The following is a 22,447-nucleotide window of genomic DNA, read 5'->3' on the forward strand; positions in this document are numbered from 1 at the left end:
GATCGCGCACTACCTCTCCGAGTGGCCCAGGGATTTCTCCGGGGCCACTCGGTCGCGTACCAGGCGCTTCACGGCCGTCGGCTCGGGGAAACCCTGCTCGCGGCGGTCCCAGACCACCTCGTCGTCGACGCGGACGACGAAGACGCCACCGGTGCCGGGCTTGAGCGCCAGCTCGGTCAGCTCCTGCTCGAATGTGGTGAGGAGTTCCTGGGCGAGCCAGGAGGCCCGGGGCAGCCAGCGGCACTGGGTGCAGTACTCGATCTGCACGCGGTGCGGCTGCCCGGCCGGAGCAGCGGGGGCGGGCGCGGTCGCGGGGGGTGTGTTGTCCGTGGTCATCCGAGGTGTACCGACCAATCCTGTTCCGCCGCCGGTTTGCCGTGCAGGTCGGGGACCCGCTTGAGCCAGTTCGGCCGGCCCTGCTGGGTTTTCGCGGCCCGGCGGGCGTCGTCGGCCGCGAGCTGTTCCCGGGTGGGGAAGTCCGTGGGAAGCCAGGCCGCCGAGGCCCGGACACGGGCCAGGAGATAGCCGACGTACGCCTCGCGGACCTCGTCCGGACCCGCGAAACCGGGCTCGTCGGCGAGCCAGGCGTCGGGCACCTCGGCCGTGATCGCGCGCAGCAGTTCCTCCGTCACCCGGGGCGCGAGTTCGGCGTCCGCCGCGCGGGTGTCGGGGGTGTGGCCGCCGAGCGCGTGCCGCCGGAAGTCGTACGCCTTCTCCGGTGACGACTTCTCCGGGGCCGACGCGTCCCAGCGGTGGTGGAAGACCAGCGCGGCGCCGTGGTCGATCAGCCACAGTTTCGGCGGCGCGACACCGAGCGTGGGCCAGATCATCAGGTTCGAGCTGTGCGTCGTGCGGTCCACGTTGACCGTGAGGGCGTCCAGCCAGACGATCCGGCCGGCCTCCAGCGGATCGACGGCGAACCCCTCGGCGACCTCCGGGGTGAAGTCCACGGCGCCCGACAGATAGTCCATGCCGAGATTGAGCCCTGCGCTGGCCCGGAGCAGGTCCTGGACCTCCTGGTGCGGTTCGTGCGCGCCGATCGCGGGGTCGAAGTGCACCAGCACCAGCTCGGGGAACCGCAGCCCCAGAGCGCGCGCCAGCTCGCCCACGATCACCTCGGCGACGAGCGCCTTGCGCCCCTGCGCCGAGCCGGTGAACTTCACGACGTACGTCCCCAGGTCGTCGGCCTCGACGACTCCGGGCACGGAGCCGCCCGCCCGCAACGGGGTCACGTATCGATCGGCGGTCACTTCGCGCAGCACACTCGCCACTGTAATTCAGCCGCTCAGGGTTGCGATCAGCCGCTCGTCGTGCCGATCAGGCGTCCGGCGCGCGCAGGGGGTCGTACTCGGGATCGCGCAGGGGGTTCGGGACGGGGCGGTAGCGGGCGTCGGCGCCGTTCGCCCCGGTCCAGCGAAGCAGCAGGTTCGTCTTGCCGGGCAGGGTCGGGGAGCGGAGGAGTTCCGTCACCTCGGGCAGCTCCGCGGCGTACCGGGTCAGCTCCCGCCGTGCGGGGTACCACGGGTCCAGCCCCGGGTGCCGCTCCCGCAGGGCCTCCGCGATCTCCAGCAGATTGTTCACGACCAGGCAGTACACGAGCCGCTCCCAGCCGGCCGCCCGCGTCACGTCCGGCAGCAGCTTCACACCCTCGGCGTCCCGGAACAGCGCCCGTACCGGCATGCCGTCGCCGTCCACGGCCACCACCGTGTTCTGCAGATGCGCTTCGAGTACGACCCCGTGCCGGGCGAACAACTCCAGCGCGGGCGGGACGACTTGGCGCAGATATGCCGTCCACCAGGCGGCCGGATCGGCGAGGGTGTCCAGAGGGTTCCCGTCGAAGCCGCCCCTGTCGGCCGGGCCCGCCGGGGCGTACGGGCCTGTCGGGTCGTACGAGCCTGTCGTGCCCTCCGTCAGCGCGGCCGCCAGCAGGGGGGTGGAACCGGGGGTCACATGCTCGCGCAGACCGTCACGCACGAGGACGGCCAGTTCCTCGAAGGCGAAGTCCGCGGTGCGGTAGCCGCGGTCGCTCAGCCATGCGGCACCGCCGGGGAGGGTTCGGAAGGCCTCCGTCACCGCGGCGTCCGTACGGCGCAGGGCGAGGAGGTCGTGACGCCACAGGCGGCGGATGTCGTTGGTGATGCGGACGTCGAGGCTGAACTTCACGAAGAGGTCGGCGTCGGGGGCGTACAGGGTGCGGACGGCCGCCGTGGGCCAGGCGGACCACGGGGAGGGCCCCAGGTGTACGAGGCGGCCGTCGGCGAACGCCTCGCGGATCTCCGGGCCGCCGCCGACGAGGTCGAGCTGCCACGGGTGGGCGGGGAGGAGCCGGTAGCCGTCGGGGGCCTCACCCAGTGCGTCCAGGGCGCTCGTGTCGCCGTCCTGCACACAGGCGTCCTCGCGCAGGCCGAGCAGCGTCAGCGGGAAGCGGGCGTACGCCTCCGGGGCGTACGGGAGCCAGCCGGTGGCCGGGCCGCCGCCGCGCGCCTTGGGTGCGGGGTGGTGGGGATGCCCGGTGATCAGGGACTGCTCGGAGCGGCGGTACGGGTCGGCGGGCGGGTCCATGCCCTCGCGGGCCGCCAGGATCGCCGCCACCGCGTCCCGGCTGTCGGTCATCTCGGCGGGCAGTTCGGAGTTGGACAGGCCGGTGTGCAGGCGCAGCTCCTCGGCGGTGAGCTTGACCAGTTCGGGGTGGCCGAGTCGCTGCCAGGCGCCGTCGGCGAACAGCTCCGGACCGCGGGGCCGGCGCCCGTCGCGCACCCGCAGGAGCCGCTCCCCGGCCGGCAGCCGGTACACACGCCGTGCGCCCGGCGTCCGCCGCCCCGCCTCGGGCCCGGGCTCCAGCTCGGGCCCCGGCCGGGGCTCGCCGATCTCCCGCAGCAGACAATTGAGCAGCGGTGCCGACGCGATCGCGTCGGCCGCCTCGGCGACACCGTCGGTGATCTGCACGGAAGGCACGGAGGGGACGGATGGCACGGAAGGCACGGGCCGCAGGGGCTGCATGGGGGGCTTGGGCTGCATGGAGGGCTTGGGTGGCATGAGATCCACGTGATCCGTTCGTTGCATACGGTGCACTTGCGCTGAGTATGTCCGGATGTCCGGCGTCGTACCCCGGCCGCGACGGCGCCCCCTCACCTTAGGAGCCCTTGTGCACCCTCCCCGCACCCCGGCCGAGACCGAGACCGCTCTCGCCGCCGAGCTGCGCACGGTACGCCCGGCCCTGCTGTCCCCGTACGCGGCCGAACTCCCCGGCGCCCGTTCCGCCGTGCTGTCCCGGCTGTGGCGTGGACTCGCCCATGAGCCGCTGCCGTGGGTCACGCGCCGCGAGGCCGGGTCCGACGGGCTGACGCTCCGGCTGGCCGACGGCCGCCGACTGCACGGGCCGCGCTCGGACCCGTACGCGACGGCCTCGACCGTCACGGAGATCGAGCTGGACGGCACGGCGTACGACCGTCCGGCCGCGCTGATGACGGCGCTCGGGCTCCCGCACGGCCGGGCCTTCGCCGTCGAACTCGCCGACAGCGTGGCCTCGTTGGCCCTGTCCCGCGCCGACCAGGTCCCGCCAAGGGGTCCGTCGGACGAGTCGCCTGGCGGTTCCTCGGAGGGGCCGCTGTACGGCTCCCGGGCGTTCTGGGAGTGGGAGCAGCAGGTCGTAGACGGCCATCCCTTCCATCCCAACTGCCGTTCCCGGCCCGGGTTCTCGGTGGCCGAGCAGCTGGCGTACGCGCCCGAGCACCGGCCCGTGGTCGAGCTCGGCATGGTCGCCGTACGGGAGGGCGACTGCCGGTCGACGGGCGAGTGGCCGTACCGGAAGGCGGGGCAATTGCTCATCCCCGTGCACCCGTGGCAGGTACAGCATGTACTGAAGGACGAAAGGTCCCTCGGGGAGGCTGGGGAGGGAATGGCCGCGCATCCCCTGATGTCCCTGCGCACCCTGGCCGTACCGGGCGGACCGCACGTCAAGACCGCGCTCAGCGCCCGGCTGACCTCCTCCGTGCGGGACATCTCGGTGTACTCGATCACGTCGGCGGCGACGGTGTCGGCGTTCATGGAGTCGATGGCCGGGCGCCTGGACGGACTGCTGCACATCACCCGGACCCTCGGCGCGGTCACCGCCGACTCCCCCGATCTGGCCGCCGTCGTACGGGAGTCGCCGGAGCTGTACGCGGGACCGGGCGAGCAGGTCGTCCCGGTCGCCGCCCTCGCCGCGGGCGTCCTGCCCCAGTCCCCGCGCTGGCTGGCGGAGTTCAGCCGGCTCGCGCTCACCGTGGGGCTGCGCCTCCTCGACCTGGGCGTCGCGCTGGAGGCGCACGGCCAGAACCTGCTCGTGGTGCTCTCCCCCTCCGGCGCCCCGGTGCGGCTCGTCTACCGCGACCTGGCGGACATCCGGATCAGCCCGGCCCGGCTGGCCCGCCACGGCATCCCGGCCCCCGACCTGACGGGCCGTATCGTCACGGACGACGAGTCCGTCCTGCGCAGCAAACTGTTCGGCTCCCTGGTCGCGGGCACGCTGGCGGCGACGGCGGGTTCGGCACCGGCGCTGCGCGAGGCACTGTCCACGGCCGTACGGGATCTGCCGCGCACCCCGGACCTCACCGCGCTGCTCGAAGAGCCGCTGCCCGCGAAGGCGTTGACGCTGATGAGGCTGTCGCCCGAGCGGCCCGGAGACATCTGGGCGCGCCTGCCCAACCCGCTCACCGGCCCCGACGACCCGGACGACTCGTCGATCTGAGCGTCGACCGGTGGGCCCGACGGCCCGTCCGCCGGTCGCTCGTTTTGAAGCGCGGTGCCTTTGCTCCATAGGATCCTTCGATGATCACAAGACAACGGCTGGCGGCGGGCGCCTGCGCCCTGCTCGCCGCCCTGACGGCCGGGATCGCGCTCCCGGCCGACGCCGTCGCCGGCGAACCCTCGGGGACCGCCGCGCCCAAGGTGAACCTCCTCCTCGACGTCAGCGGCTCCATGCGGGCCCGGGACATCGACGGCCAGACCCGGATGGCGGCAGCGAAGCAGGCCTTCAACGAGGTCCTCGACGCGACCCCCGAAGAGGTCCGGCTGGGCATACGGACACTCGGCGCCAACTACCGCGGCGACGACCGCAAGACGGGCTGCAAGGACACCGAACAGCTCTACCCCGTGGGGCCGTTGGACCGCACCGAGGCGAAGACGGCGGTCGCGACCCTGTCGCCCACCGGCTGGACCCCGATCGGCCCCGCGCTCCTCAAGGCCGCGGACGACCTCGAAGGCGGTGAGGGCTCCCGCCGTATCGTCCTCATCAGCGACGGCGAGGACACCTGCGCCCCGCTGGACCCGTGTGAGGTGGCCCGTGAGATCGCCGCGAAGGGGATCGGCCTCACCATCGACACGCTCGGCCTGGTGCCGAACACCAAACTGCGGCAGCAGCTGAGCTGCATCGCGGAGGCGACCGGCGGCACGTACACCTCGGTCGAGCACACCGACGAACTCACCGACAAGGTCAACCAGTTGGTGGACCGTGCCGCCGACCCGGTGGTGACGCCGGTCGCCGTAGAGGGCGCCGACGCGTGCGCGAAGGCACCCGCGGTCAAGTCGGGGCTCTACACCGACCGCGAGGAGTTCGGGCAGCACCGCTGGTACCGGGTGGACCTGCCGGCCGGTTCCGAACTGCGCGCCTCGGTGAGCGTCGCGGCCGACCGCCAGGTCAACCGGGACTACGGGGTGTCGTTGCGGGCGGTGACCGCGAACGGCCGTGAGATCGTGCGCGGCGAGACGACCGGCACCGGGCGGACCGATGTCATGTCGGCCGGTCTGCGCTATCCCAAGGCGGAGAGCGACGACTCCGACGACGAGACCACGACGGAGGTCGTGTGCCTCCAGGTCGCCAACTCCTTCTCGGCGGCCTCCGGGGTGAAGACCACACCCGGTCTGCCGCTGGAGCTGACCATCGACGTCGTGGACGGACCCGACGCGTCGGGCGACGTGGCCTCCTTCGGCCTCGGCCGCGGCTGGTGGCTGCTCGGCGCACTGGTGCTCACCGGCTTCGTCGCGGGTGTGCTGTGGGGCTGGGTCTCGCGCTGGCGTGTCGCGGTCTGGAGGACCAACTGATGGGTGGCAGAACTGTGTTGAGTCTCGGCGGCGCGAGGGGCCTGGCCCGTGCGGTCGGTGCCGGGCTGCTGCTGGCCGGGGTCACGGCGGTTCCCGCGGCGGCCGACTCCTCCCCCTCCGCGAGCCCGTCGGACGACTCCGGCGCGCCCACCTCGGCGGGGACGTCCTTCCGTACGGCGGCCGAGGTCGACCAGGGCCGGCGGGCGACCGCCGGGGCCTCGGCGGGCGACTACCTCTACTGGTCGTTCCCCGCCGACGCGGGCCAGCGGCCCACGGTGAGGGCGAAGGTGAAGCTACCGGACGCGCATGCCTCCGTGACCTGGCAGATCGACGTGTACGACGGGCTGCGGCGGCGGCAGGCGTGCCAGTACGGGGCGCAGACTCGGACGGCGGCGCAGGACGCGGCCTCCGTCGAGCTGTCCTGCACGCTGCGGACGGTGCGGGCCTGGTCGGAGCCCTGGGCCGATGATCCGCTGCCGGGTACGTACTACATCCGGCTGACCACGGTCGGGCTGGCGGCGGCCGATCTCGGGCTGCCGGTGAGTACCGAGGTGCGGGTCGACTCGAAGGACATCGGTGGGGCCGCGGCGGTTGACGGCTCGTTGAGCGAGCCGTTGGTGCCGGGGATCGCCGTTGCGGCCGAGTCCGAGGACGGTGACGAGGAGTCCGACACTCCTGGTGCCGTGCTGTCCAGCATCGAGCCCGACGACGGGTGGGCCTCCGGGTGGTGGTCCGACCGGTGGGTCTGGACCGGCGTCGGGGGTGTGCTTGCCGCTCTCGCGGGGGTCGGCGGGTATTCGCTGACGCGGGGAGCGGGGCGGCCCCGGCCGTAACTTCTCGCTGCGGCCCGCTACGGGCGGCCGCGCCGTTCCCCGCGCCCCTTCAAGGCGCGTCCGTGCGTCATGGGGTGCGGGTCCGCCGTGGCTGGCCGCGCAGTTCCCCGCGCCCCTTCGGGGCACGTCCGTGCGACGTCGGGTGCGGGTGCAGCGTGGCTGAGCGCGCCGTTCCCGGCGCCCCTTCGGGATGCGTCCGTGCGCCGTCGGGTGCGGGTGGTCCGTGTGGGGTTCAGTGTCGCTTTCCCGCACCCCTGGGCAGGCCCGGCAGTGCCTGCCCAGGGGCGCGGGGAACTGGGCGGCCGGCCATAGCGCGCCCGCAGGCAAAAACACACCCGGCCCGCAGGGTCCGCCGTCGCAGGCCCGCCAGGCCTGTGAAGGGGCGCGGGGAACTGCGCGGCCGGCCACGGCGCACCCGCACCCGATAACGCACCGGCGCGGTCAGCGCAGCGCACCCGCACCCCGTCAGCCCTCCCGCAGGGCCTTCGCCAGCGGGCCCTCGCCCGATACCGCGATCCGGCCGACCCGTATCGCGTCGGAGAGCGTCAGGTCGCCCCGACCGAGCGCCGTGCACGTCTCCGTGTCGAGGGAGAGCCGGGCATCGGGCTCCTCGGGCGCGGGCCCCTCCCCGTACACCGGCCCGTCCGGCGCCGCGCCGAGGTGAATGTAGAACTCGCCCTCGTCCAGGCACACTTGGACGACCCCGTCACCGAGCCCCTCCAACGACCGCAGCAGCGGCAACGCGAACCAGTGCGCGCGTACCGCGTCGGTGGGCCGCCGTTCCGCCAGCAGCGGCGCCCCCCACTCACCCAGCGCCTGCAGCACGGGCAGCAACTCCCGCCCACGGCCGGTGAGTTCGTACACGTACACCGCACCCGGCGGAGGCATCCGCCGCCGCGTCGCCAGACCGTCCCGTTCCATGTCCTTGAGGCGGGAGGCGAGCACGTCCGTGCTCACACCGGGCAGGTCCGCGTGCAGGTCGGTGTAGCGGCGCGGACCGGCGAGCAGCTCGCGGACGATCAGGAGGGTCCACCGGTCACCGACGGCGTCGAGCGCCCGGGCGGCGGAACAGTACTGGTCGTAGCTTCGGCGAGGTGACATGCGACGCAGTCTAGACAACTTGTTGGACTTTCCAAGCGAGAACTTGGTAAAACCAAGCAACACCACAACCTGGAGGTGCGCACCGCATGGAGTTCCGGCAGTCGAGCAAGCTCAGCGAGGTCTGTTACGAGATCCGGGGCCCGGTCATCGAGCAGGCGAACGCACTGGAGGAGGCAGGCCACAGCGTGCTGCGCCTCAACACCGGCAACCCCGCGGCCTTCGGCTTCGAGGCACCGCCGGAGATCCTTCAGGACATGATCCGGATGCTCCCCCAGGCACACGGCTACACGGATTCGCGAGGCGTCCTCTCGGCCCGCCGGGCCGTGGCGCAGCGCTACCAGGAGCGGGGCCTCGAAGTCGGCGTGGACGACGTCTTCCTGGGCAACGGCGTCTCCGAACTCGTCTCGATGGCCGTCCAGGCCCTCGTCGAGGACGGCGACGAAGTCCTCATCCCCGCCCCGGACTTCCCGCTCTGGACGGCGGTGACGACGCTCGCGGGCGGCAAGGCCGTGCACTACCTGTGCGACGAACAGGCCGACTGGTACCCGGACCTGGACGACATGGCGTCGAAGATCTCGGACCGCACCAGGGCCGTCGTCATCATCAACCCGAACAACCCCACCGGCGCGGTCTACCCCAAGGAGATCATCGAGGGCATCCTCGACCTGGCCCGCCGGCACGGCCTGATGGTGTTCGCGGACGAGATCTACGACCAGATCCTGTACGACGACGCCGTGCACCACTCGGCCGCCGCGCTCGCCCCCGACCTGGTGGTCCTCACCTTCTGCGGCCTGTCGAAGACGTACCGCGTGGCGGGCTTCCGCTCCGGCTGGCTGGTGGTCACGGGTCCGCGCCAGCACGCGAAGAGCTATCTGGAGGGCCTCACCATGCTGGCCTCCATGCGGCTGTGCGCCAACGCCCCTGCCCAGTACGCCATCCAGGCCGCGCTCGGCGGCCGGCAGTCCATCCACGAACTCACGGCGCCCGGCGGCCGGTTGCGCGAACAGCGTGACGTCGCGTGGGAGAAGCTGAACGAGATCCCCGGCGTCTCCTGTGTGAAACCGAAGGGCGCGCTGTATGCGTTCGCTCGTCTGGACCCCTCGGTGCACAAGATCCACGACGACGAGAAGTTCGTGCTCGACCTGCTGCTGCGGGAGAAGATCCAGGTCGTCCAGGGCACCGGTTTCAACTGGCCCCGCCCCGACCACTTCCGCATCCTCACCCTCCCGTACGCCGACGACCTCGACGCGGCGATCAGCAGGATCGGGCGGTTCCTGAGCGGCTACCGGCAGTAGGACATCGCCGGGGATGTCAGACCCGGGTCGTACTCTTCGAATGGGTCCGCCCGGTGATCGGCGAGCGGAGCGGGCCCGCCGTGGCCCGAAGAGGAAGGAGCACCCCGTGACCCGACCGCCGACCGCCGCGCAGCGGCGCGTCATCGACGCCGCCGATCCCGTGACCGGGCGCCTCAGGGGTACGGAGAGCCAGCTCGCGGCGCTGGTGAGGCATGGACTGGCGTTCCGGCACCCCCGTCCGCCGCACGGCCACTTCCTCACACCGGCCGGGCACCGGATACGCGAGGAGGCGGCCACGGCCGGGGCGAGCGCCCCCGAGGCCTCCGTACCGGCCTCCGAGCCCTCCGGTGTGTTCAGCGCGCGGATCGGTGGCGAGGAGGCCGCCGACACCGGTCCGGCGCGAGTACGTGAGGTGCGCAGCGCCTGGCAGGGCCTGCTGGAGTTGCGGCGGATGACCAACACGGGCGGCGCCATGGACCGCCCGTGCGCATGGGAGCGTACGCATCTGGTGCAGGCCGCTGCCCTGGCGCTGGAGGCGGCGGGACTCCGCCCGGCCGGGACGGGCACCGACGGCGGGGGCGGGGGGTACCGGGTGCGTGCGACGCCCCAGCCGGAGGCCGTCGCCGTGCGTGAGCCGGACGCGGCGGCCCTGAGGGAGTGCGCCGTGACGCTGGAGAAGGCGGGGTGGCAGGTCAGCGAGCACACGGAGCCGCGGACGGGGTCGCGCTATCTGCTGGCCTCGCCCCGCCGGTCGTGAAGGCCCCGAAACGCCGCGCGGTCGGTGGAAGTTGACGCCGCCCGCCATCCGTAATCCGCCAACTGCGGGAGCAGGACGAGGACAGGACGCTCCTGCGCGTCGGTCGGCCGCGGACTCACGGCTGTTCGGCCTCTGACCGCCAAGGCCGCCCCTCGGGTCAGTCCGGTCGATGGCGGGCGTCGTACGTGGCGCGCGCCTCGGCGATCGTGACGCGGTGCCGTTCGGCCCAGTCGGTCAGCCCCAGCAGCGTCGCGTGCAACTCATGTGCCACCGGCGTGAGTTCGTACTCGACCTTCGGCGGGACCGTCGGGTGGACGGTGCGTGTGAGGAGTCCGTCGCGCTCCAGATTGCGCAGGGTCAGCGTCAGCATCCGGCGGCTGATGCCCTCGATGCTGCGCTCCAACTCGGTGAAGCGGATGGCGCCGTGTGCGGCGGCCACGATGATCAGAACGCTCCATTTTCCGGCGACCCTGTCAAGAACCTCGCGGACGGGACACGCGTGCGCGTTCACGACCTGCGAGGTAACACGGGTGTTCCCCTGGGACATTCGGGTGCCTCCTTACGACTGGTCTCCACGGTCACTCACGATGTTCTCCGTTACAAGTCGTGCACCTATGGATCGTCCAGCAACTATACGGAGGCCGTGGCCATGTCGTCCCGGATCGGAGCCCTCCCGGAAGGGCTCCCACAAGGCTCTGCGGACCCAGCGCAGCACTCGCGAACGCACTCCCGGTGGGCGTCTCTCGTCGTGCTGTGCGGGGGTGCGCTGATGACGATCCTCGACGGCAACGTCGTGACGGTGGCGATGCCCGCGATCCAGAGCGACCTCGGCTTCTCGTCCTCGGGGCTCGCCTGGATCGTGAACGCGTACCTGATCCCCTTCGGCGGGCTGCTGCTGCTCGTGGGGCGGCTCGGCGATCTCATGGGTCGCCGGCGGATGTTCACCGCGGGGCTCGCCCTGTTCACCGCGGCGTCCGCGCTGTGCGGGGTCGCCACCGGCCAGGGCATGCTGATCGCGGCGCGGGCACTGCAGGGGGTCGGCGGGGCGATGACCTCGGCCGTCGTCCTGGGCATGCTGATCGCGCTCTTTCCCGAGCCGCGTGAACAGGCCAGGGCCATCGCGGTGTTCAGCGCGGTCGGCGCGGCGGGCGGGGCGCTGGGGACGCTCCTCGGCGGGGCACTCACCCAGGCGCTCAGCTGGCACTGGATCTTCCTGGTCAATCTGCCGATCGGGGTCGTGGCGTGGATCGCCGCCCTGCGTGTCCTAGCTCCCGACCGCGGCGCGGGACTCGGCAAGGGAGCCGACTATCTCGGGGCCGCGCTGGTCACCGGCGCGCTGATGCTCACGGTCTACGCGATCGTCGGTGCCGGTCAGCGGCCGGTCGGCGTCACGTCGGTCCTGGCCGTGGTCTCGCTCACGCTGTTCGTGGCCTTCACCCTGCGGCAGGCACGGGCCGCGCGGCCGTTGCTGCGGCTGAGGCTGTTCCGCTCCCGGCCGCTCACCGGCGCCAACGGTGTGCAGATCCTGATGATCGCGACGATGTTCGGCTTCCAGTACATCGGGGCGCTCTACCTCCAACGGGTGCTGGGATACAGCGAGTTGCGGACCGGGCTGGCGTTCCTGCCCGCACCCGTACTGATCGGGGTGCTGATGCTGGGCCTGTCGGCGCGGACGATCGGCCGCTTCGGCCCGTACCGGGTGCTGCTCGTGGGGCTCGGGCTCATCACCGGCGGGATGGGGCTGCTGAGCCGGGTGCCCGTGTCCGGTTCGTACGTTGCCGATGTGCTGCCTGCGATGTCGCTGCTCGCGGTCGGCTTCGCGGCCGCGATGCCCGCGGTGACCGGGCTCGCCATGGCCGGGGTGCTGGCGGAGGATGCGGGGCTCGCGTCCGGGCTCTTCAACACCACGCAGGTGGTGGGGGGTTCGCTGGGGCTTGCGGTGCTCACGACTCTTGCGGCCGGGCGCACGGACGGGCTCCTTCGTGGAGGTGAGTCGTTCGCCGTGGCAACCGCCGACGGGTATCGGCTGGCGTTCACCGTTGCGACGGGGATCGCTGTGGTGGGCTTCGCGGTCGCGGGGGTGGTGTTGCGGCCGGCGCGGGATCCTCTCGCCCCCGCCGCCCCTACCCGTTCCCGTCATTGACTCAGGGGCTCCGCCCCCGAACCCCCGGTCATCAAACGCCGGACAGGCTGAGACGCAGCCGGACCGGCGACATCTTCAGCCCGTCCGGCGTTTGATGACGAGCGCGCAAGCTCGACGGGGGTCTGGGGCGCAGCCCCAGGGGACGGGAAGGCCGAGGGCGGCGGGGGCGAAGAACCGGCTTGACGGGTATACGTCACTCCCATTCTCTGGTAGGAAACTTTCCTAACAGTACGGAAGAGCGACTCCCACCCCCACTGGAGGTCCCGTGCACACCCCCCACACCCCCATAGGCTCCTCGCGACGAACCATCCTCGCGCTGATCGGAGCATCCCTGGTGGCAGGCCCCGTCATCGCAAGCAGCCCCGCGAGCGCCGCGGCCACCGGCCTCGACGACCCGGCGAAGAAGGAGATCGCCATGAAGCTGGTGTCCAGCGCGGAGAACTCCTCGCTGGACTGGAAGGCGCAGTACGGATACATCGAGGACATCGGCGACGGCCGCGGCTACACCGCGGGCATCATCGGGTTCTGCTCGGGCACGCACGACATGCTCGACCTCGTGGAGCTGTACACCCAGCGCAAGCCCGGCAACCCCCTGGCGGGATACCTGCCCGCCCTGCGCCGGGTCGACGGCACCGACTCGCACGACGGCCTCGACCCCGGCTACCCGGCGGCGTGGCGCCGGGCGGCCCAGGACCAGGCCTTCAAGCAGGCCCAGAACGACGAGCGGGACCGCGTCTACTTCAACCCCGCGGTACAGCGGGGCAAGGCCGACGGGATCGGCACGCTCGGCCAGTTCGCGTACTACGACGCCATCGTCATGCATGGCAACGGCGGCGACAGTACGAGCTTCGGCAGCATCCGCAACCGGGCGCTGGGCCGGGCCAGGCCCCCGGCCCAGGGCGGCGACGAGGTGACGTACCTCAACGCGTTCCTCGACGCCCGCGTGTGGGCGATGAAGCAGGAGGAGGCCCACTCGGACACCAGCCGGGTGGACACCGCCCAGCGGGTCTTCCTCCGGAACCGGAACCTGAACCTGAACCCGCCGCTGGACTGGCAGGTCTACGGGGACAGCTTCCACATCGGCTGAGGGCCCCGGCAGAATCCCGATCCTGAAGGGTCCCGATCCTGAAGGGTCCCGGTCCAAAGGTCCCGGTCCTGAAGCTCCGGGCCGGTGGGCGCTCGTTCGTCAGCGAGCGGCCACCGGCTCCGGACCCTGGCCCGTACCCGTACCCGTACCCGGAGCCGGACCCGAAGTCGTCCCCGGCCCCGGCTCCATCGGGGTCGTGACCTCGTCGCACTCCCGGCTTCCGCCCAGGTGGTTGAAGACCAGGTTCAGAACGACGGCCGCCACGCACCCGGTCGAGATCCCCGAGTCCAGGATGATCTTCGCGGTCTCCGGGAACGCGTGGTAGAACTCCGGCGCCGTGATCGGGATGATGCCGACGGCCAACGAGACCGCCACGATCAGAACGTTGTTGTCCTTCTCCAGGCCCGCCTTGACGAGGGTCTGGATACCGCTCGCGGCCACCGAGCCGAACAGCACCACGCCCGCCCCGCCGAGCACGGGGCGCGGCACCACGGCGATCAGTGAGGCGGCCATGGGACACAGGCCCATCAGGACGAGGAAGCCGCCGCCAGTGGCCACGACGTACCGGCTGCGGATGCGGGTCATCGCGACCAGGCCGATGTTCTGGGCGAAGGCACTGCACATGAAGCCGTTGAAGAGCGGGCTGACGGCCGAGCCGAGGGTGTCGGCGCGCAGGCCCGCCGCGATGGTCTTCTCGTCCGCCGGCCGGCCGACTATCTCCCCCAACGCCAGCATGTCCGCGGTCGATTCGGTCATCGACACGACCATGACCACGCACAGCGAGACGATCGCGGCGAGCTGGAACTGCGGGGCGCCGAAGTGGAACGGCGTGGGGAAGCCGACGACCGCCGCGTCCGCCACCGGCGCGAAGTCGGTGACACCGAACGGGACGGCGACGAGTGTGCCGGCGACCAGGCCGAGCAGCACGGCGATCTGCTTGACGAAGCCGCGGGTGAAGCGGCGCAGCAGCAGGACGATGACGAGGGTCGCGCCCGCCAGGCCCAGGTTGGTGGTCGAGCCGTAGTCGTGCGCCGTCGGGTCGGGGCCCTGGGCCCAGCCGAAGGCGACCGGCATCAGGGATATGCCGATGAGGGTGATGACCGTGCCGGTGACGACGGGCGGGAAGAAGCGGACCGCCTTGCTGAAGAACGGGGCGGCGACGAAGCCCAGTACGCCCGCCACGATGACGGCGCCGAAGATGACCGGCAGCGCGTCGCGCTTGTCGTCGGTGGAGTTGACGACCGCGATCATCGGGGCGACTCCGGCGAAGGTGACGCCGTTGACGAAGGGCAGGCGGGCGCCGATCTTCCAGATGCCGAGGGTCTGCAGGAACGTGGCGAGTCCCGCGGTGAACAGACAGGCGCCGGTGAGGAAGGTCAGTTCGGTCGCGGTCAGGCCCACGGCGGCGCCGACGATCAGGGGCGGGGCGACCACTCCCGCGTACATGGCGGCCACATGCTGCAGACCGCTGGTCGCCATCTTGAGGGCGGGGAGTTTCTCGTCGACCGGGTGTTTCTGCACTCCGGTTGCGTTTACGTCCGTACTGCTGGGCGTGTGCTGGGCAGCCACGGCGGCTCCTCCGGTCGGTTACACGTCGGCGTTGACGTGGGTGTCAGGGAGGTCGGGGGACGGTGCCCGTCACGGAGGGGACGCGGCGGGGCGTGAAGGGGTACGACAGGGGGCGGCAGGGCGCCGCAGGGGTGATGAGGGCGACGGGAAGGGACCGTTCCGGGGCGCGGGCAGTTCGTGCCCGCGCCCCGGAGACGGTCACCGCGGACCCCGTTCGGGTCCACGGCCACCGGCCGAGGGCCGTCCCCCTCGGCCGGAGATCTGTGCGAGGTCAGGCCTGCGCGGTGATCCGCGCGAGGCGCTGGGCCTCGTCCCGCGTGGAGCGGGCGATGGTGTCCTCGTCGACGTGCAGCAGCCGACCGTTCTCGACGACCTGCTCACCGTTGACGAAGGAGGCGGTGACCGGCGCCGCCGCGCCGAAGACGAGGGCGGTGACCGGGTCGGCGATCGACGCGTGGGCCAGGGTGTCCAGCTTCCACAGCACCAGGTCGGCGAGCTTGCCCGGTTCCAGGGAGCCGATCTCCGGTGCGCGGCCCAGGACCTGGGCCCCGCCGTACGTGCCGAGCCGCAGCGCCTGACGGGCGTTCAGGGCGGCCTCGCGGTGGGCTCCGAGGCGGTTGATGAGCAGTGCGTTGCGCAGTTCGGTGTGCAGTTCGCCGGACTCGTTGGACGCCGTGCCGTCGACGCCGAGGCCGACCGGGACGCCGGCCGCGAGCATGTCGGGGACGCGCGCGATTCCGGCCGCCAGGCGGGCGTTGGACGACGGGCAGTGGGCCACGCCCGTCTTCGTACGGGCGAACGCGGCGATGTCGGAGTCGTTCATGTGGACGCAGTGGGCCATCCACACGTCCTCGCCGAGCCAGCCCGTCGATTCGAAGTAGTCGGTCGGGCCCATGCCGAACAGCTCCTTGCAGAACTGCTCCTCCTCGATGGTCTCCGAGCCGTGGGTGTGCAGCCGCACGCCCTTGCGCCGGGCCAACTCGGCTCCCTGGCGCATGAGTTCGGTCGACACGGAGAAGGGCGAGCAGGGGGCGACGGCCACCTGGGTCATGGCACCGAAGGAGGCGTCGTGGTGTTCGTCGACGGTGGCCTCGGTCGCGGCGAGGGCTCCTTCGAGGGTCTCTACGGCGAAGTCCGGGGGCAGCCCGCCGTCCTTCTCACTGCGGTCCATGGAACCGCGGGCCAGGGTGAAGCGGACGCCCATCTCGCGTGCGGCGCGGATGATCGAACCGGACAGGTCGCCGGAGCCCTGGGGGAAGACGTAGTGGTGGTCCATGGCGGTGGTGACTCCGCCGCGGGCCATCATGCCGAGGGAGCCCTGGGCCGCCGCGTACGTCATGCGCTCGTCGATGCGCGCCCAGGTCGGGTACAGGGCGACGAGCCAGTCGAAGAGGTTGTGGTCCGTGGCGAGGCCGCGGGTGATCCACTGGTAGAAGTGGTGGTGGGTGTTGACCAGGCCCGGGGTGACGAGGTGGCCGGTCGCGTCGATCCGGCGTACGACGTTCTCCAGGCCCTCGGGGGCCCTGCCCGCGCCGAGCGACTCGATGCGGTTGCCCGCCAGGACCAGGTGGCCCGACGTGTACTCGGTGTCGTCGGCGTCCACGGTCGCGATCGAACAGTTCTCGATGACGATGCGCCGGTCCGCCGCCGCGGTGTGTCCCGCCGCCGTGGTGCGTCCTTCTGCCATGGTGCGTCCCTTTCGCTGTCGGAAGTGGGCACGGCAGGACCCTGGGAGGTTTGAGTGCCGCGGCCCGGTGGACGGGCCGCGGGTGCCGAAATGGGTTGTCGGTGTGGCGAGTTGTTCCGAACGGATGCGTCGGAAGCTTCCGAACGGATGCGTCAGAGGCTGGTGAGGTCCACCGGTATGAGCGCCTCGCAGCCGTCCCGCAGGATCGTGGCCTCGATCAGGCCGTACGGCCGGTCGGCGGCGAAGTACACCTCGTTGTCGTTCTTCAGGCCGAAGGGCTCCAGGTCGACTAGGAAGTGGTGCTTGTTCGGCAGCGAGAAGCGGACCTCGTCGATCTCACCGCGGTTCTCGATGATCCGCGCGCCCATCTGGTAGAGGGTCTGCTGCAGCGACAGTGAGTACGTCTGTGCGAAGGCCTGGAGCATGTGGCCGCGCACCTGCTCGTAGGACTTCTCCCAGTCGGGCATCCGCTGCTCGTCGTCGGTCCAGTTGAACCGCCAGCGGGCGGAGACCTCGGTGGCGAGGATGCGGTCGTACGCCTCTTTCAGCGTCGTGTACTTGTCCTTGACGTAACCCCAGAACTCGGAGTTCGTCGAGTTCATCACGACCAGGTCCTTGAGGCCGGAGACGACCTCCCACGAGGAGCCGTCGTAGGTGATCTGCGTGACGCGGGTCTCCTGGCCCTTGCGGGCGAAGGAGTGCCTGGCCTCCTCGGCGCCGACGGGCAGCGGGTCGGCCCCGGAGGCTTCGATGCGCTCCCAGGAGTACTCCTCGATGCGGATCCGCGCCTGCCCTATCGGCTCCTGCGAGGTCACGAAGTGCCGGGCGAGGTGGATGCCGAACTGCTCGGCGGATTCGATGCCGTGCTCCTTGGCGAAGGCGTACACCGTGTTCTTGGTGGTGTCCGTCGGCAGGACGTTCGCGTTGGAGCCCGAGTAGTGGACCTCCTCCATGTCACCGCTGAGGGCGACGGAGACGTTCAGGTCCTTGATGTGGTGGGTGGCGCCGTCCCTGGTGATCCGGACGACGCGGTTCTCGGCCTTGCCGTACTGGTTCTGGGCCAGCACCGCCGGGCGGGCAGGACGGGAAGTGGAGGTCATGTCTGCTAGCTCCCTCGGTAAACGGAGTAGCCGAACGGGTTGAGCAGCAGCGGTACGTGATAGTGCTCCCCCGGATTGACGGCGAACGTGATCGCCACCTCGGGGAAGAACACCTGTGCGGCACCGCTGTCCCGGTTCGCGGGGGCGTCCTGCTGCGCCTCGGCTTGCTTGTTCTCTGACGTGCTCTCGGACTCGTCGACAGCGGACTCGTCGCGCTCGGACTTGTCGCGCTCGGACTTGTTCTCGAAGTACGCCTCGACGGCGAAGTCGAGCCGTACGTGTGTGGTGCCCTGCGGCAGGGCCGGCAGGTCCTTGCACCGGCCGTCCCCGTCGGTCGCGGAGGCGCCGAGTGCCTGCCAGTCCGCGTCACGGCCGCCGCGGGCCGCGAGCCGGACGGCGACCTCCCCGGCGGGGCGGCCGACGCTGGTGTCCAGGATGTGGGTGGACACCGAAGCGACCGGAGCGGCGGGAGTGACGGAAGCGGTGGTCTCGGTGCTCATGCGGGTGCGTCCTCTTCGGCGGATGGAGCGACGAGTGGGGCGAGCCGGATACGGTTGATCTTGCCCAGTTCGGCGCGCACGATCTCGCGCTCCTGGCCGGGCGTGTTCTCGATCCGCTCCTTGAGGGCGTCGCGCATCTGCTCGCCGGTGAGGCCGGTGGCGCAGATCAGGAAGACATGGCCGAACCTCTCCTGGTACGCCAGGTTCAGTTCCAGCATCTCCGCCCTGAGTTCGTCGGAGGCGCCGGCCATGCCGCGCTGCTCGCGGGAGGAGGTCGGGTCGCCCGGCTTCGGACGTCCGATCGGCGGGTGTCCGGCCATCGCCTCCGCCAGGTCGGCGGCGGTCAGATCGGCCATGGCGGCGTCGCTCTGCGCGAGGAGGTCGTCCCCGGTGGCGTACGGACGCCGGGTGAGCAGCCGGTGCGCCCACGTCGCCGAGGCGCACAGCTCGTGGAGGGCGGCGCGGGCCGCGGGTTCCTCCAGGGCGTTGAACCGGGCGAGACCGCCAGGTGTCGTACTCGACGTCACGGGAAGCCTCCGTGGCCTTGTGCTGGACGGGCTGCGGCCAGCTAACGCCCTCGGAAACTTCACGTCAACACTTTGTTGAAAATTCCGGGTAACGAAGGCGCCCTCCAGTCAGGCACCCCGCTCCCACCCCAAGCACCCTTCCCCAGCTCAGGCGTCCTTCTCTCGGTTCAGGTAGTTGTAGACGGTGAACCGGCTGACGCCGAGCGCGCTCGCGACGGTCTCCACGCCGTGCCGCACGGAGAAGGCTCCGCGCGCCTCAAGTATCCGTACGACCTCCTGCTTGGCCTTGCGGTCCAGTTCGGCCAGGGGCTTGCCTCGCTTGCGCTCCAGGGCGGCCAGGATGTGGTCCAGCGAGTCGGCGAGCTGCGGCAGACGGACGGCCACGACGTCCACGCCCTCCCAGGAGAGCACCACGTCGTCGGGTCCGGCCTGGTCGGCCGGCAGCATCTCGGCACCCATGGCGTCGACCAGCGGCTTGACCGCCGAGACGAAGGGGTCGTCCGCGGACCGGGTCACCTGCCGTCCTCCCCGATCACGTTGACCTGCAACGAGACCCGGGTGGCGCCCGCGTCCAGGGCCTTGCGCAGCAGCGCGTCGACCGCGGTGAGCACCGAATCCGCCCCGCCTTCGGCGGTGTTGCCGAACGGACCGACGTCCACCGAGTCCAGCTCGGCCGCCTCGATGACCTCGCGAGCGACCAGCGCGTGCGGCGGCGCCTCGTCGAGGTCGAAGGGTTCGGTCGTGAACTCCACTCTCAGTCGCACTGTGCCCCCATGGCATCACTTCGGCCCGTATCTCCCGGCGGCGCCGGCCCGGCCGACCGCAGAGCGACCCTAGCCCAACCGGGATCCGCCCCGACGGGGACACATGTGGAGCGGTTCGCGGGCGCGGCCCGCCTGTGACAAGTGGCCGTTTTCCCCGCCGCCCCCTCTTGACAAGGTTCCGCCACCCAGGCAGCCTTTCCATCAAGCAGAAAAGAACTTCCGCAATACGGAATCACCGGAACTGCTGAAAGTGCTGAAAGTGCTGAAAGTGCTGGACCAGCCGGACCAGCCGGAACCACTCGACACGGAAGGGAGCGCCGACCCACATGCCCGGTTTCTCGATGGATGCAGCCGCAGAGCAGCGCTTCAACGTCAACCTGTCGATCCTCTTCACCGAGCTCCCGCTCCTGGAGCGCCCCGCGGCCGCCGCCGCGGCGGGCTTCACCGCGGTCGAGCTCTGGTGGCCCTGGACCGACACCCCCACTCCCGAGCGCGCGGAGCTCGACGCCCTGAAGAAGGCGATCGAGGACGCCGGGGTACGGCTCACGGGCCTGAACTTCTACGCCGGGCAGCTGCCGGGCCCGGACCGGGGCGCGCTGTCGATCCCCGGCGAGGAGTCCGAGCGGTTCCGCGCGAACATCGACGTGGCCGCGGACTTCGCGCGGTCGCTGGGGTGCACGGCTCTCAACGCCCTGTACGGCAACCGCGTCGAGGGCGTCGAGCCGGCCGAGCAGGACGAACTCGCCCTGCAGAACCTCGTACTGGCGGCCCGCGCGGCCGACCGCGTCGGCGCGGTCCTGTTGATCGAGACGCTCAACAAGCCGGAGTCGCCGCTCTATCCGCTGGTGACCGCCGAGGCCGGGATCGCCGTCGTCGACCGGGTCAACGAGGCGACGGGACTGGGCAACGCCCGGTTCCTGATGGACCTCTACCACCTGTCCATGAACGGCGAGGACCTGCCGTCGGTGATCGAGCGGTACGCGGCCAGGACCGGCCACGTCCAGATCGCCGACAACCCGGGCCGTGGCGCCCCCGGCACCGGCTCGCTCCCCCTGGCGGACCTGCTCGGCCTGCTGCGCAAGCAGGGTTACGAGGGCTGGGTCGGCCTGGAGTACAAGCCGGGCGACCGGCCGAGCGCGGAGGCCTTCGATTGGCTCCCGCGCGAGGCCCGCGCCGCCCGCATCGCGCGCTGAGCGGCAACTCCCGGACATAGCAGCGCAGTTGGTCCAGCACAGCGTTGGACCGGCACGGCAGTCGACGTAGCACAGCAGTCAGCAGTCAGAGAGGCATCCTCACCATGAGCAACCTTGCCGACAGTTCCCACGCGTCCCGTCCGACGATCGCCTGGATCGGCCTCGGCATCATGGGCTCCCCCATGTCGGAGAACCTGATCAAGGCCGGATACGACGTCACCGGGTTCACCCTGGAGCAGGACAAGCTGGACCGCCTGACCGCCGCGGGCGGCACCGCGGCCGGCTCGATCGCCGAGGCCGTCCGGGACGCCGACGTCGTGATCACGATGGTGCCCGCCTCCCCGCAGGTCGAGGCCATCGCGTACGGGCCCGACGGCATCCTGGAGAACGCGAGGTCCGGCGCGCTCCTCATCGACATGTCCTCCATCACCCCGCAGACCTCCGTGGACCTGGCGAAGGCGGCCAAGGACAAGGGCATCCGGGCCCTGGACGCCCCGGTGTCCGGTGGCGAGGCGGGCGCCGTCGAGGCCGTGCTGTCCATCATGGTCGGCGGCGAGCAGGCCGACTTCGACCAGGCCGAGCCGATCTTCGAAGCGCTGGGGAAGACCATCGTGCTGTGCGGTCCGCACGGCTCCGGCCAGACCGTGAAGGCCGCCAACCAGCTGATCGTCGCCGTGAACATCCAGGCGTGCGCCGAGGCCGTGGTCTTCCTGGAGAAGTCGGGCGTCGACCTGAAGGCGGCCCTCGACGTACTGAACGGCGGTCTCGCCGGCTCGACCGTGCTGACCCGCAAGAAGGACAACTTCCTGAACCGCGACTTCAAGCCGGGGTTCCGGATCGACCTCCACCACAAGGACATGGGCATCGTCACGGACGCCGCCCGCAATGTGGGCGCCGCCCTGCCCGTCGGCGCCGTGGTCGCCCAGCTCGTCGCCTCCTTGCGCACGCAGGGCGACGGCGGCCTGGACCACTCCGCGCTGCTGCGCGCGGTCGAGCGCCTCTCCGGCGCGCGGGTCTGACCCGCCCGCCCCCACAGACCCGGGCGGCGCCGGCGCTGACACCTGTCCTGTCGCGCCCAAGCGGCGGCGCCGCCCGGCACCACACATGAGGACGAGGTACGCGACCCACAGACTGCGGCCGGTGTCTGACGGGAGGTCGGACGCCGGACGCACCGCCCGCGAGGACCGTGGACCCGGATGAGGGGTAGTCCACGGAACGAGCGGGCAAGGCGAGGACCGCGGCGGTGCGCACGCCAGTGCGGTGGTGAAGGCCCCGAGGCCCCCTTCTCGACATGAGGGGAGGGAAGCCCCGGAACCGTCGCGCCGCCGCGGTCCCGGCCGAGAACCGAAGACCGGCCGAGAGCCGAAGACCGATTGCGCCGAAGACCAGGAGCGCCGAGTACGGACAGTCCCGTACTCGGCGCTCTTCGCCGTGCGTACGTCCGCGGGAGTACGTCTGTGGGCGTACCCCCGCTACGGAACCCTCAAATCAACCTCTGAACATGGCCTCCAGGGCTTCAACTCACCGTGGCGTTGGGCACATTCTCAGGACAGGGCCCGCCGGCACGGGGGCGGCGGGCCCTTTACGGGGTACACACCGCGGGCTGGACCAGAAACGGGGGTGGGACGCATGGGCAGCCGGTTGAGGCTTCGGTACGAGCCGTACGCGGCGCTGTCGCGGGGCGGGCCTCCTGCCGCGGTGACGTTCACCCCACCCGACGTACCGCTCGGGGGGAAGCACGGGGGCGCCGGGTTCGGCTCGGGTCGCGGCGGGGGCGGCCGGGACTGAACACGGCGCGAGGCCCCGTCCT

Annotated in this window: 21 protein-coding genes; 9 read left to right on the plus strand and 12 right to left on the minus strand. The window is 71.3% G+C overall.

All coding sequences use genetic code 11. The annotated features are described in order from the left end of the window. Positions 1 to 9 precede the first annotated feature (9 nt). The 3 genes from OHS59_RS10415 to OHS59_RS10425 are packed head-to-tail and all read right to left on the minus strand — an operon-like array spanning position 10 to position 3,000. Complete coding sequence (locus OHS59_RS10415; protein ID WP_328493106.1) at positions 10 to 336, minus strand: SelT/SelW/SelH family protein; 327 nt, start codon at positions 334 to 336, stop codon at positions 10 to 12. Then, on the minus strand, positions 333 to 1,262 hold the full coding sequence (locus tag OHS59_RS10420) for a HipA family kinase (RefSeq protein ID WP_328493107.1): 930 nt from the start codon (positions 1,260 to 1,262) through the stop codon (positions 333 to 335). The genes OHS59_RS10415 and OHS59_RS10420 overlap by 4 nt, the downstream gene beginning before the upstream one ends. Before the next feature lie 55 nt (positions 1,263 to 1,317). Further along, positions 1,318 to 3,000, minus strand: a complete 1,683-nt coding sequence (locus OHS59_RS10425) for an IucA/IucC family protein (protein WP_328499154.1) — start codon at positions 2,998 to 3,000, stop codon at positions 1,318 to 1,320. 145 nt (positions 3,001 to 3,145) lie between these two features. Here OHS59_RS10425 and OHS59_RS10430 point away from each other — a divergent pair, with 145 nt between their 5' ends. The 3 genes from OHS59_RS10430 to OHS59_RS10440 all read left to right on the plus strand — a co-directional run bounded on the left by OHS59_RS10430 (position 3,146) and on the right by OHS59_RS10440 (position 6,914). Next, positions 3,146 to 4,729, plus strand: coding sequence for an IucA/IucC family siderophore biosynthesis protein (locus OHS59_RS10430; RefSeq protein ID WP_328493108.1), 1,584 nt, complete (start codon positions 3,146 to 3,148; stop codon positions 4,727 to 4,729). Between the two features lie 80 nt (positions 4,730 to 4,809). Beyond that, positions 4,810 to 6,081, plus strand: a complete 1,272-nt coding sequence (locus OHS59_RS10435) for a VWA domain-containing protein (protein ID WP_328493109.1) — start codon at positions 4,810 to 4,812, stop codon at positions 6,079 to 6,081. Continuing rightward, entirely contained in the window at positions 6,081 to 6,914 is an 834-nt protein-coding gene (locus OHS59_RS10440; protein WP_328493110.1) for a hypothetical protein, read from the plus strand. The genes OHS59_RS10435 and OHS59_RS10440 overlap by 1 nt, the downstream gene beginning before the upstream one ends. 465 nt (positions 6,915 to 7,379) lie before the next feature. Here the strand turns inward: OHS59_RS10440 and OHS59_RS10445 are convergent, their stop codons facing one another. Then, positions 7,380 to 8,015, minus strand: a complete 636-nt coding sequence (locus OHS59_RS10445; RefSeq protein WP_328493111.1) for a helix-turn-helix domain-containing protein — start codon at positions 8,013 to 8,015, stop codon at positions 7,380 to 7,382. 86 nt (positions 8,016 to 8,101) lie between these two features. Here OHS59_RS10445 and OHS59_RS10450 point away from each other — a divergent pair, with 86 nt between their 5' ends. Further along, entirely contained in the window at positions 8,102 to 9,310 is a 1,209-nt protein-coding gene (locus tag OHS59_RS10450; protein ID WP_328493112.1) for a pyridoxal phosphate-dependent aminotransferase, read from the plus strand. Between the two features lie 106 nt (positions 9,311 to 9,416). After that, on the plus strand, positions 9,417 to 10,067 hold the full coding sequence (locus tag OHS59_RS10455) for a hypothetical protein (protein WP_328493113.1): 651 nt from the start codon (positions 9,417 to 9,419) through the stop codon (positions 10,065 to 10,067). A 157-nt stretch (positions 10,068 to 10,224) separates the two neighbouring features. On the opposite strand, the gene OHS59_RS10460 is transcribed toward OHS59_RS10455, so the two are convergent. Then, a complete protein-coding gene (locus tag OHS59_RS10460) occupies positions 10,225 to 10,614 on the minus strand; it encodes a winged helix-turn-helix transcriptional regulator (RefSeq protein ID WP_328493114.1) in 390 nt (129 codons plus the stop codon). A 102-nt stretch (positions 10,615 to 10,716) separates the two neighbouring features. Here OHS59_RS10460 and OHS59_RS10465 point away from each other — a divergent pair, with 102 nt between their 5' ends. Both OHS59_RS10465 and OHS59_RS10470 read left to right on the plus strand, forming a co-directional pair. Further along, on the plus strand, positions 10,717 to 12,210 hold the full coding sequence (locus OHS59_RS10465; RefSeq protein ID WP_443061416.1) for an MFS transporter: 1,494 nt from the start codon (positions 10,717 to 10,719) through the stop codon (positions 12,208 to 12,210). Positions 12,211 to 12,475: 265 nt separating this feature from the next. Beyond that, positions 12,476 to 13,297, plus strand: a complete 822-nt coding sequence (locus OHS59_RS10470; protein WP_443061417.1) for a chitosanase — start codon at positions 12,476 to 12,478, stop codon at positions 13,295 to 13,297. A gap of 99 nt (positions 13,298 to 13,396) precedes the next feature. Here the strand turns inward: OHS59_RS10470 and OHS59_RS10475 are convergent, their stop codons facing one another. The 7 genes from OHS59_RS10475 to OHS59_RS10505 all read right to left on the minus strand — a co-directional run bounded on the left by OHS59_RS10475 (position 13,397) and on the right by OHS59_RS10505 (position 19,444). After that, entirely contained in the window at positions 13,397 to 14,776 is a 1,380-nt protein-coding gene (locus OHS59_RS10475; protein ID WP_443061621.1) for a nucleobase:cation symporter-2 family protein, read from the minus strand. A gap of 361 nt (positions 14,777 to 15,137) precedes the next feature. Continuing rightward, positions 15,138 to 16,553: an 8-oxoguanine deaminase gene (locus tag OHS59_RS10480; RefSeq protein WP_328493116.1), complete on the minus strand. Its 1,416-nt coding sequence runs from the start codon at positions 16,551 to 16,553 to the stop codon at positions 15,138 to 15,140. A 152-nt stretch (positions 16,554 to 16,705) separates the two neighbouring features. Then, entirely contained in the window at positions 16,706 to 17,653 is a 948-nt protein-coding gene (gene pucL / locus OHS59_RS10485) for a factor-independent urate hydroxylase (RefSeq protein ID WP_328493117.1), read from the minus strand. A gap of 5 nt (positions 17,654 to 17,658) precedes the next feature. Continuing rightward, positions 17,659 to 18,153 (minus strand): hydroxyisourate hydrolase, encoded by a 495-nt coding sequence (locus OHS59_RS10490; protein WP_328493118.1) that lies wholly within the window; start codon positions 18,151 to 18,153, stop codon positions 17,659 to 17,661. Beyond that, complete coding sequence (gene uraD / locus OHS59_RS10495) at positions 18,150 to 18,680, minus strand: 2-oxo-4-hydroxy-4-carboxy-5-ureidoimidazoline decarboxylase (protein ID WP_328493119.1); 531 nt, start codon at positions 18,678 to 18,680, stop codon at positions 18,150 to 18,152. Before uraD ends, OHS59_RS10490 begins: the two co-directional genes overlap by 4 nt. A 147-nt stretch (positions 18,681 to 18,827) precedes the next feature. Continuing rightward, positions 18,828 to 19,139 carry a helix-turn-helix domain-containing protein gene (locus OHS59_RS10500; RefSeq protein WP_385835493.1) on the minus strand — a complete coding sequence of 104 codons (312 nt, stop codon included), beginning with the start codon at positions 19,137 to 19,139 and terminating at the stop codon, positions 18,828 to 18,830. A 53-nt stretch (positions 19,140 to 19,192) separates the two neighbouring features. Further along, complete coding sequence (locus OHS59_RS10505; RefSeq protein ID WP_328493121.1) at positions 19,193 to 19,444, minus strand: hypothetical protein; 252 nt, start codon at positions 19,442 to 19,444, stop codon at positions 19,193 to 19,195. A gap of 326 nt (positions 19,445 to 19,770) precedes the next feature. Here OHS59_RS10505 and OHS59_RS10510 point away from each other — a divergent pair, with 326 nt between their 5' ends. After that, positions 19,771 to 20,637, plus strand: coding sequence for a TIM barrel protein (locus OHS59_RS10510; RefSeq protein WP_328493122.1), 867 nt, complete (start codon positions 19,771 to 19,773; stop codon positions 20,635 to 20,637). Between the two features lie 104 nt (positions 20,638 to 20,741). After that, positions 20,742 to 21,656, plus strand: coding sequence for a 2-hydroxy-3-oxopropionate reductase (locus OHS59_RS10515; RefSeq protein ID WP_328493123.1), 915 nt, complete (start codon positions 20,742 to 20,744; stop codon positions 21,654 to 21,656). Positions 21,657 to 22,447 lie beyond the last annotated feature (791 nt).

Origin of the sequence: Streptomyces sp. NBC_00414, from assembly GCF_036038375.1 — a bacterium.
Taxonomy (GTDB): Bacteria; Actinomycetota; Actinomycetes; order Streptomycetales; family Streptomycetaceae; genus Streptomyces.

Excerpts from the sequence above, each read along its gene's own strand:
- OHS59_RS10500 (WP_385835493.1), bottom strand. The coding sequence starts at position 19,139 with ATGGGTGCCGAGATGCTGCCGGCCGACCAGGCCGGACCCGACGACGTG.
- OHS59_RS10465 (WP_443061416.1), top strand. The coding sequence starts at position 10,717 with ATGTCGTCCCGGATCGGAGCCCTCCCGGAAGGGCTCCCACAAGGCTCT.
- OHS59_RS10460 (WP_328493114.1), bottom strand. The coding sequence starts at position 10,614 with ATGTCCCAGGGGAACACCCGTGTTACCTCGCAGGTCGTGAACGCGCAC.
- OHS59_RS10440 (WP_328493110.1), top strand. The coding sequence starts at position 6,081 with ATGGGTGGCAGAACTGTGTTGAGTCTCGGCGGCGCGAGGGGCCTGGCC.
- OHS59_RS10515 (WP_328493123.1), top strand. The coding sequence starts at position 20,742 with ATGAGCAACCTTGCCGACAGTTCCCACGCGTCCCGTCCGACGATCGCC.
- OHS59_RS10445 (WP_328493111.1), bottom strand. The coding sequence starts at position 8,015 with ATGTCACCTCGCCGAAGCTACGACCAGTACTGTTCCGCCGCCCGGGCG.
- OHS59_RS10480 (WP_328493116.1), bottom strand. The coding sequence starts at position 16,553 with ATGGCAGAAGGACGCACCACGGCGGCGGGACACACCGCGGCGGCGGAC.
- OHS59_RS10425 (WP_328499154.1), bottom strand. The coding sequence starts at position 3,000 with ATGCAGCCCCTGCGGCCCGTGCCTTCCGTGCCATCCGTCCCCTCCGTG.
- OHS59_RS10475 (WP_443061621.1), bottom strand. The coding sequence starts at position 14,776 with ATGGCGACCAGCGGTCTGCAGCATGTGGCCGCCATGTACGCGGGAGTG.
- OHS59_RS10450 (WP_328493112.1), top strand. The coding sequence starts at position 8,102 with ATGGAGTTCCGGCAGTCGAGCAAGCTCAGCGAGGTCTGTTACGAGATC.
- OHS59_RS10490 (WP_328493118.1), bottom strand. The coding sequence starts at position 18,153 with ATGAGCACCGAGACCACCGCTTCCGTCACTCCCGCCGCTCCGGTCGCT.
- OHS59_RS10415 (WP_328493106.1), bottom strand. The coding sequence starts at position 336 with ATGACCACGGACAACACACCCCCCGCGACCGCGCCCGCCCCCGCTGCT.
- OHS59_RS10510 (WP_328493122.1), top strand. The coding sequence starts at position 19,771 with ATGCCCGGTTTCTCGATGGATGCAGCCGCAGAGCAGCGCTTCAACGTC.
- pucL (WP_328493117.1), bottom strand. The coding sequence starts at position 17,653 with ATGACCTCCACTTCCCGTCCTGCCCGCCCGGCGGTGCTGGCCCAGAAC.
- OHS59_RS10435 (WP_328493109.1), top strand. The coding sequence starts at position 4,810 with ATGATCACAAGACAACGGCTGGCGGCGGGCGCCTGCGCCCTGCTCGCC.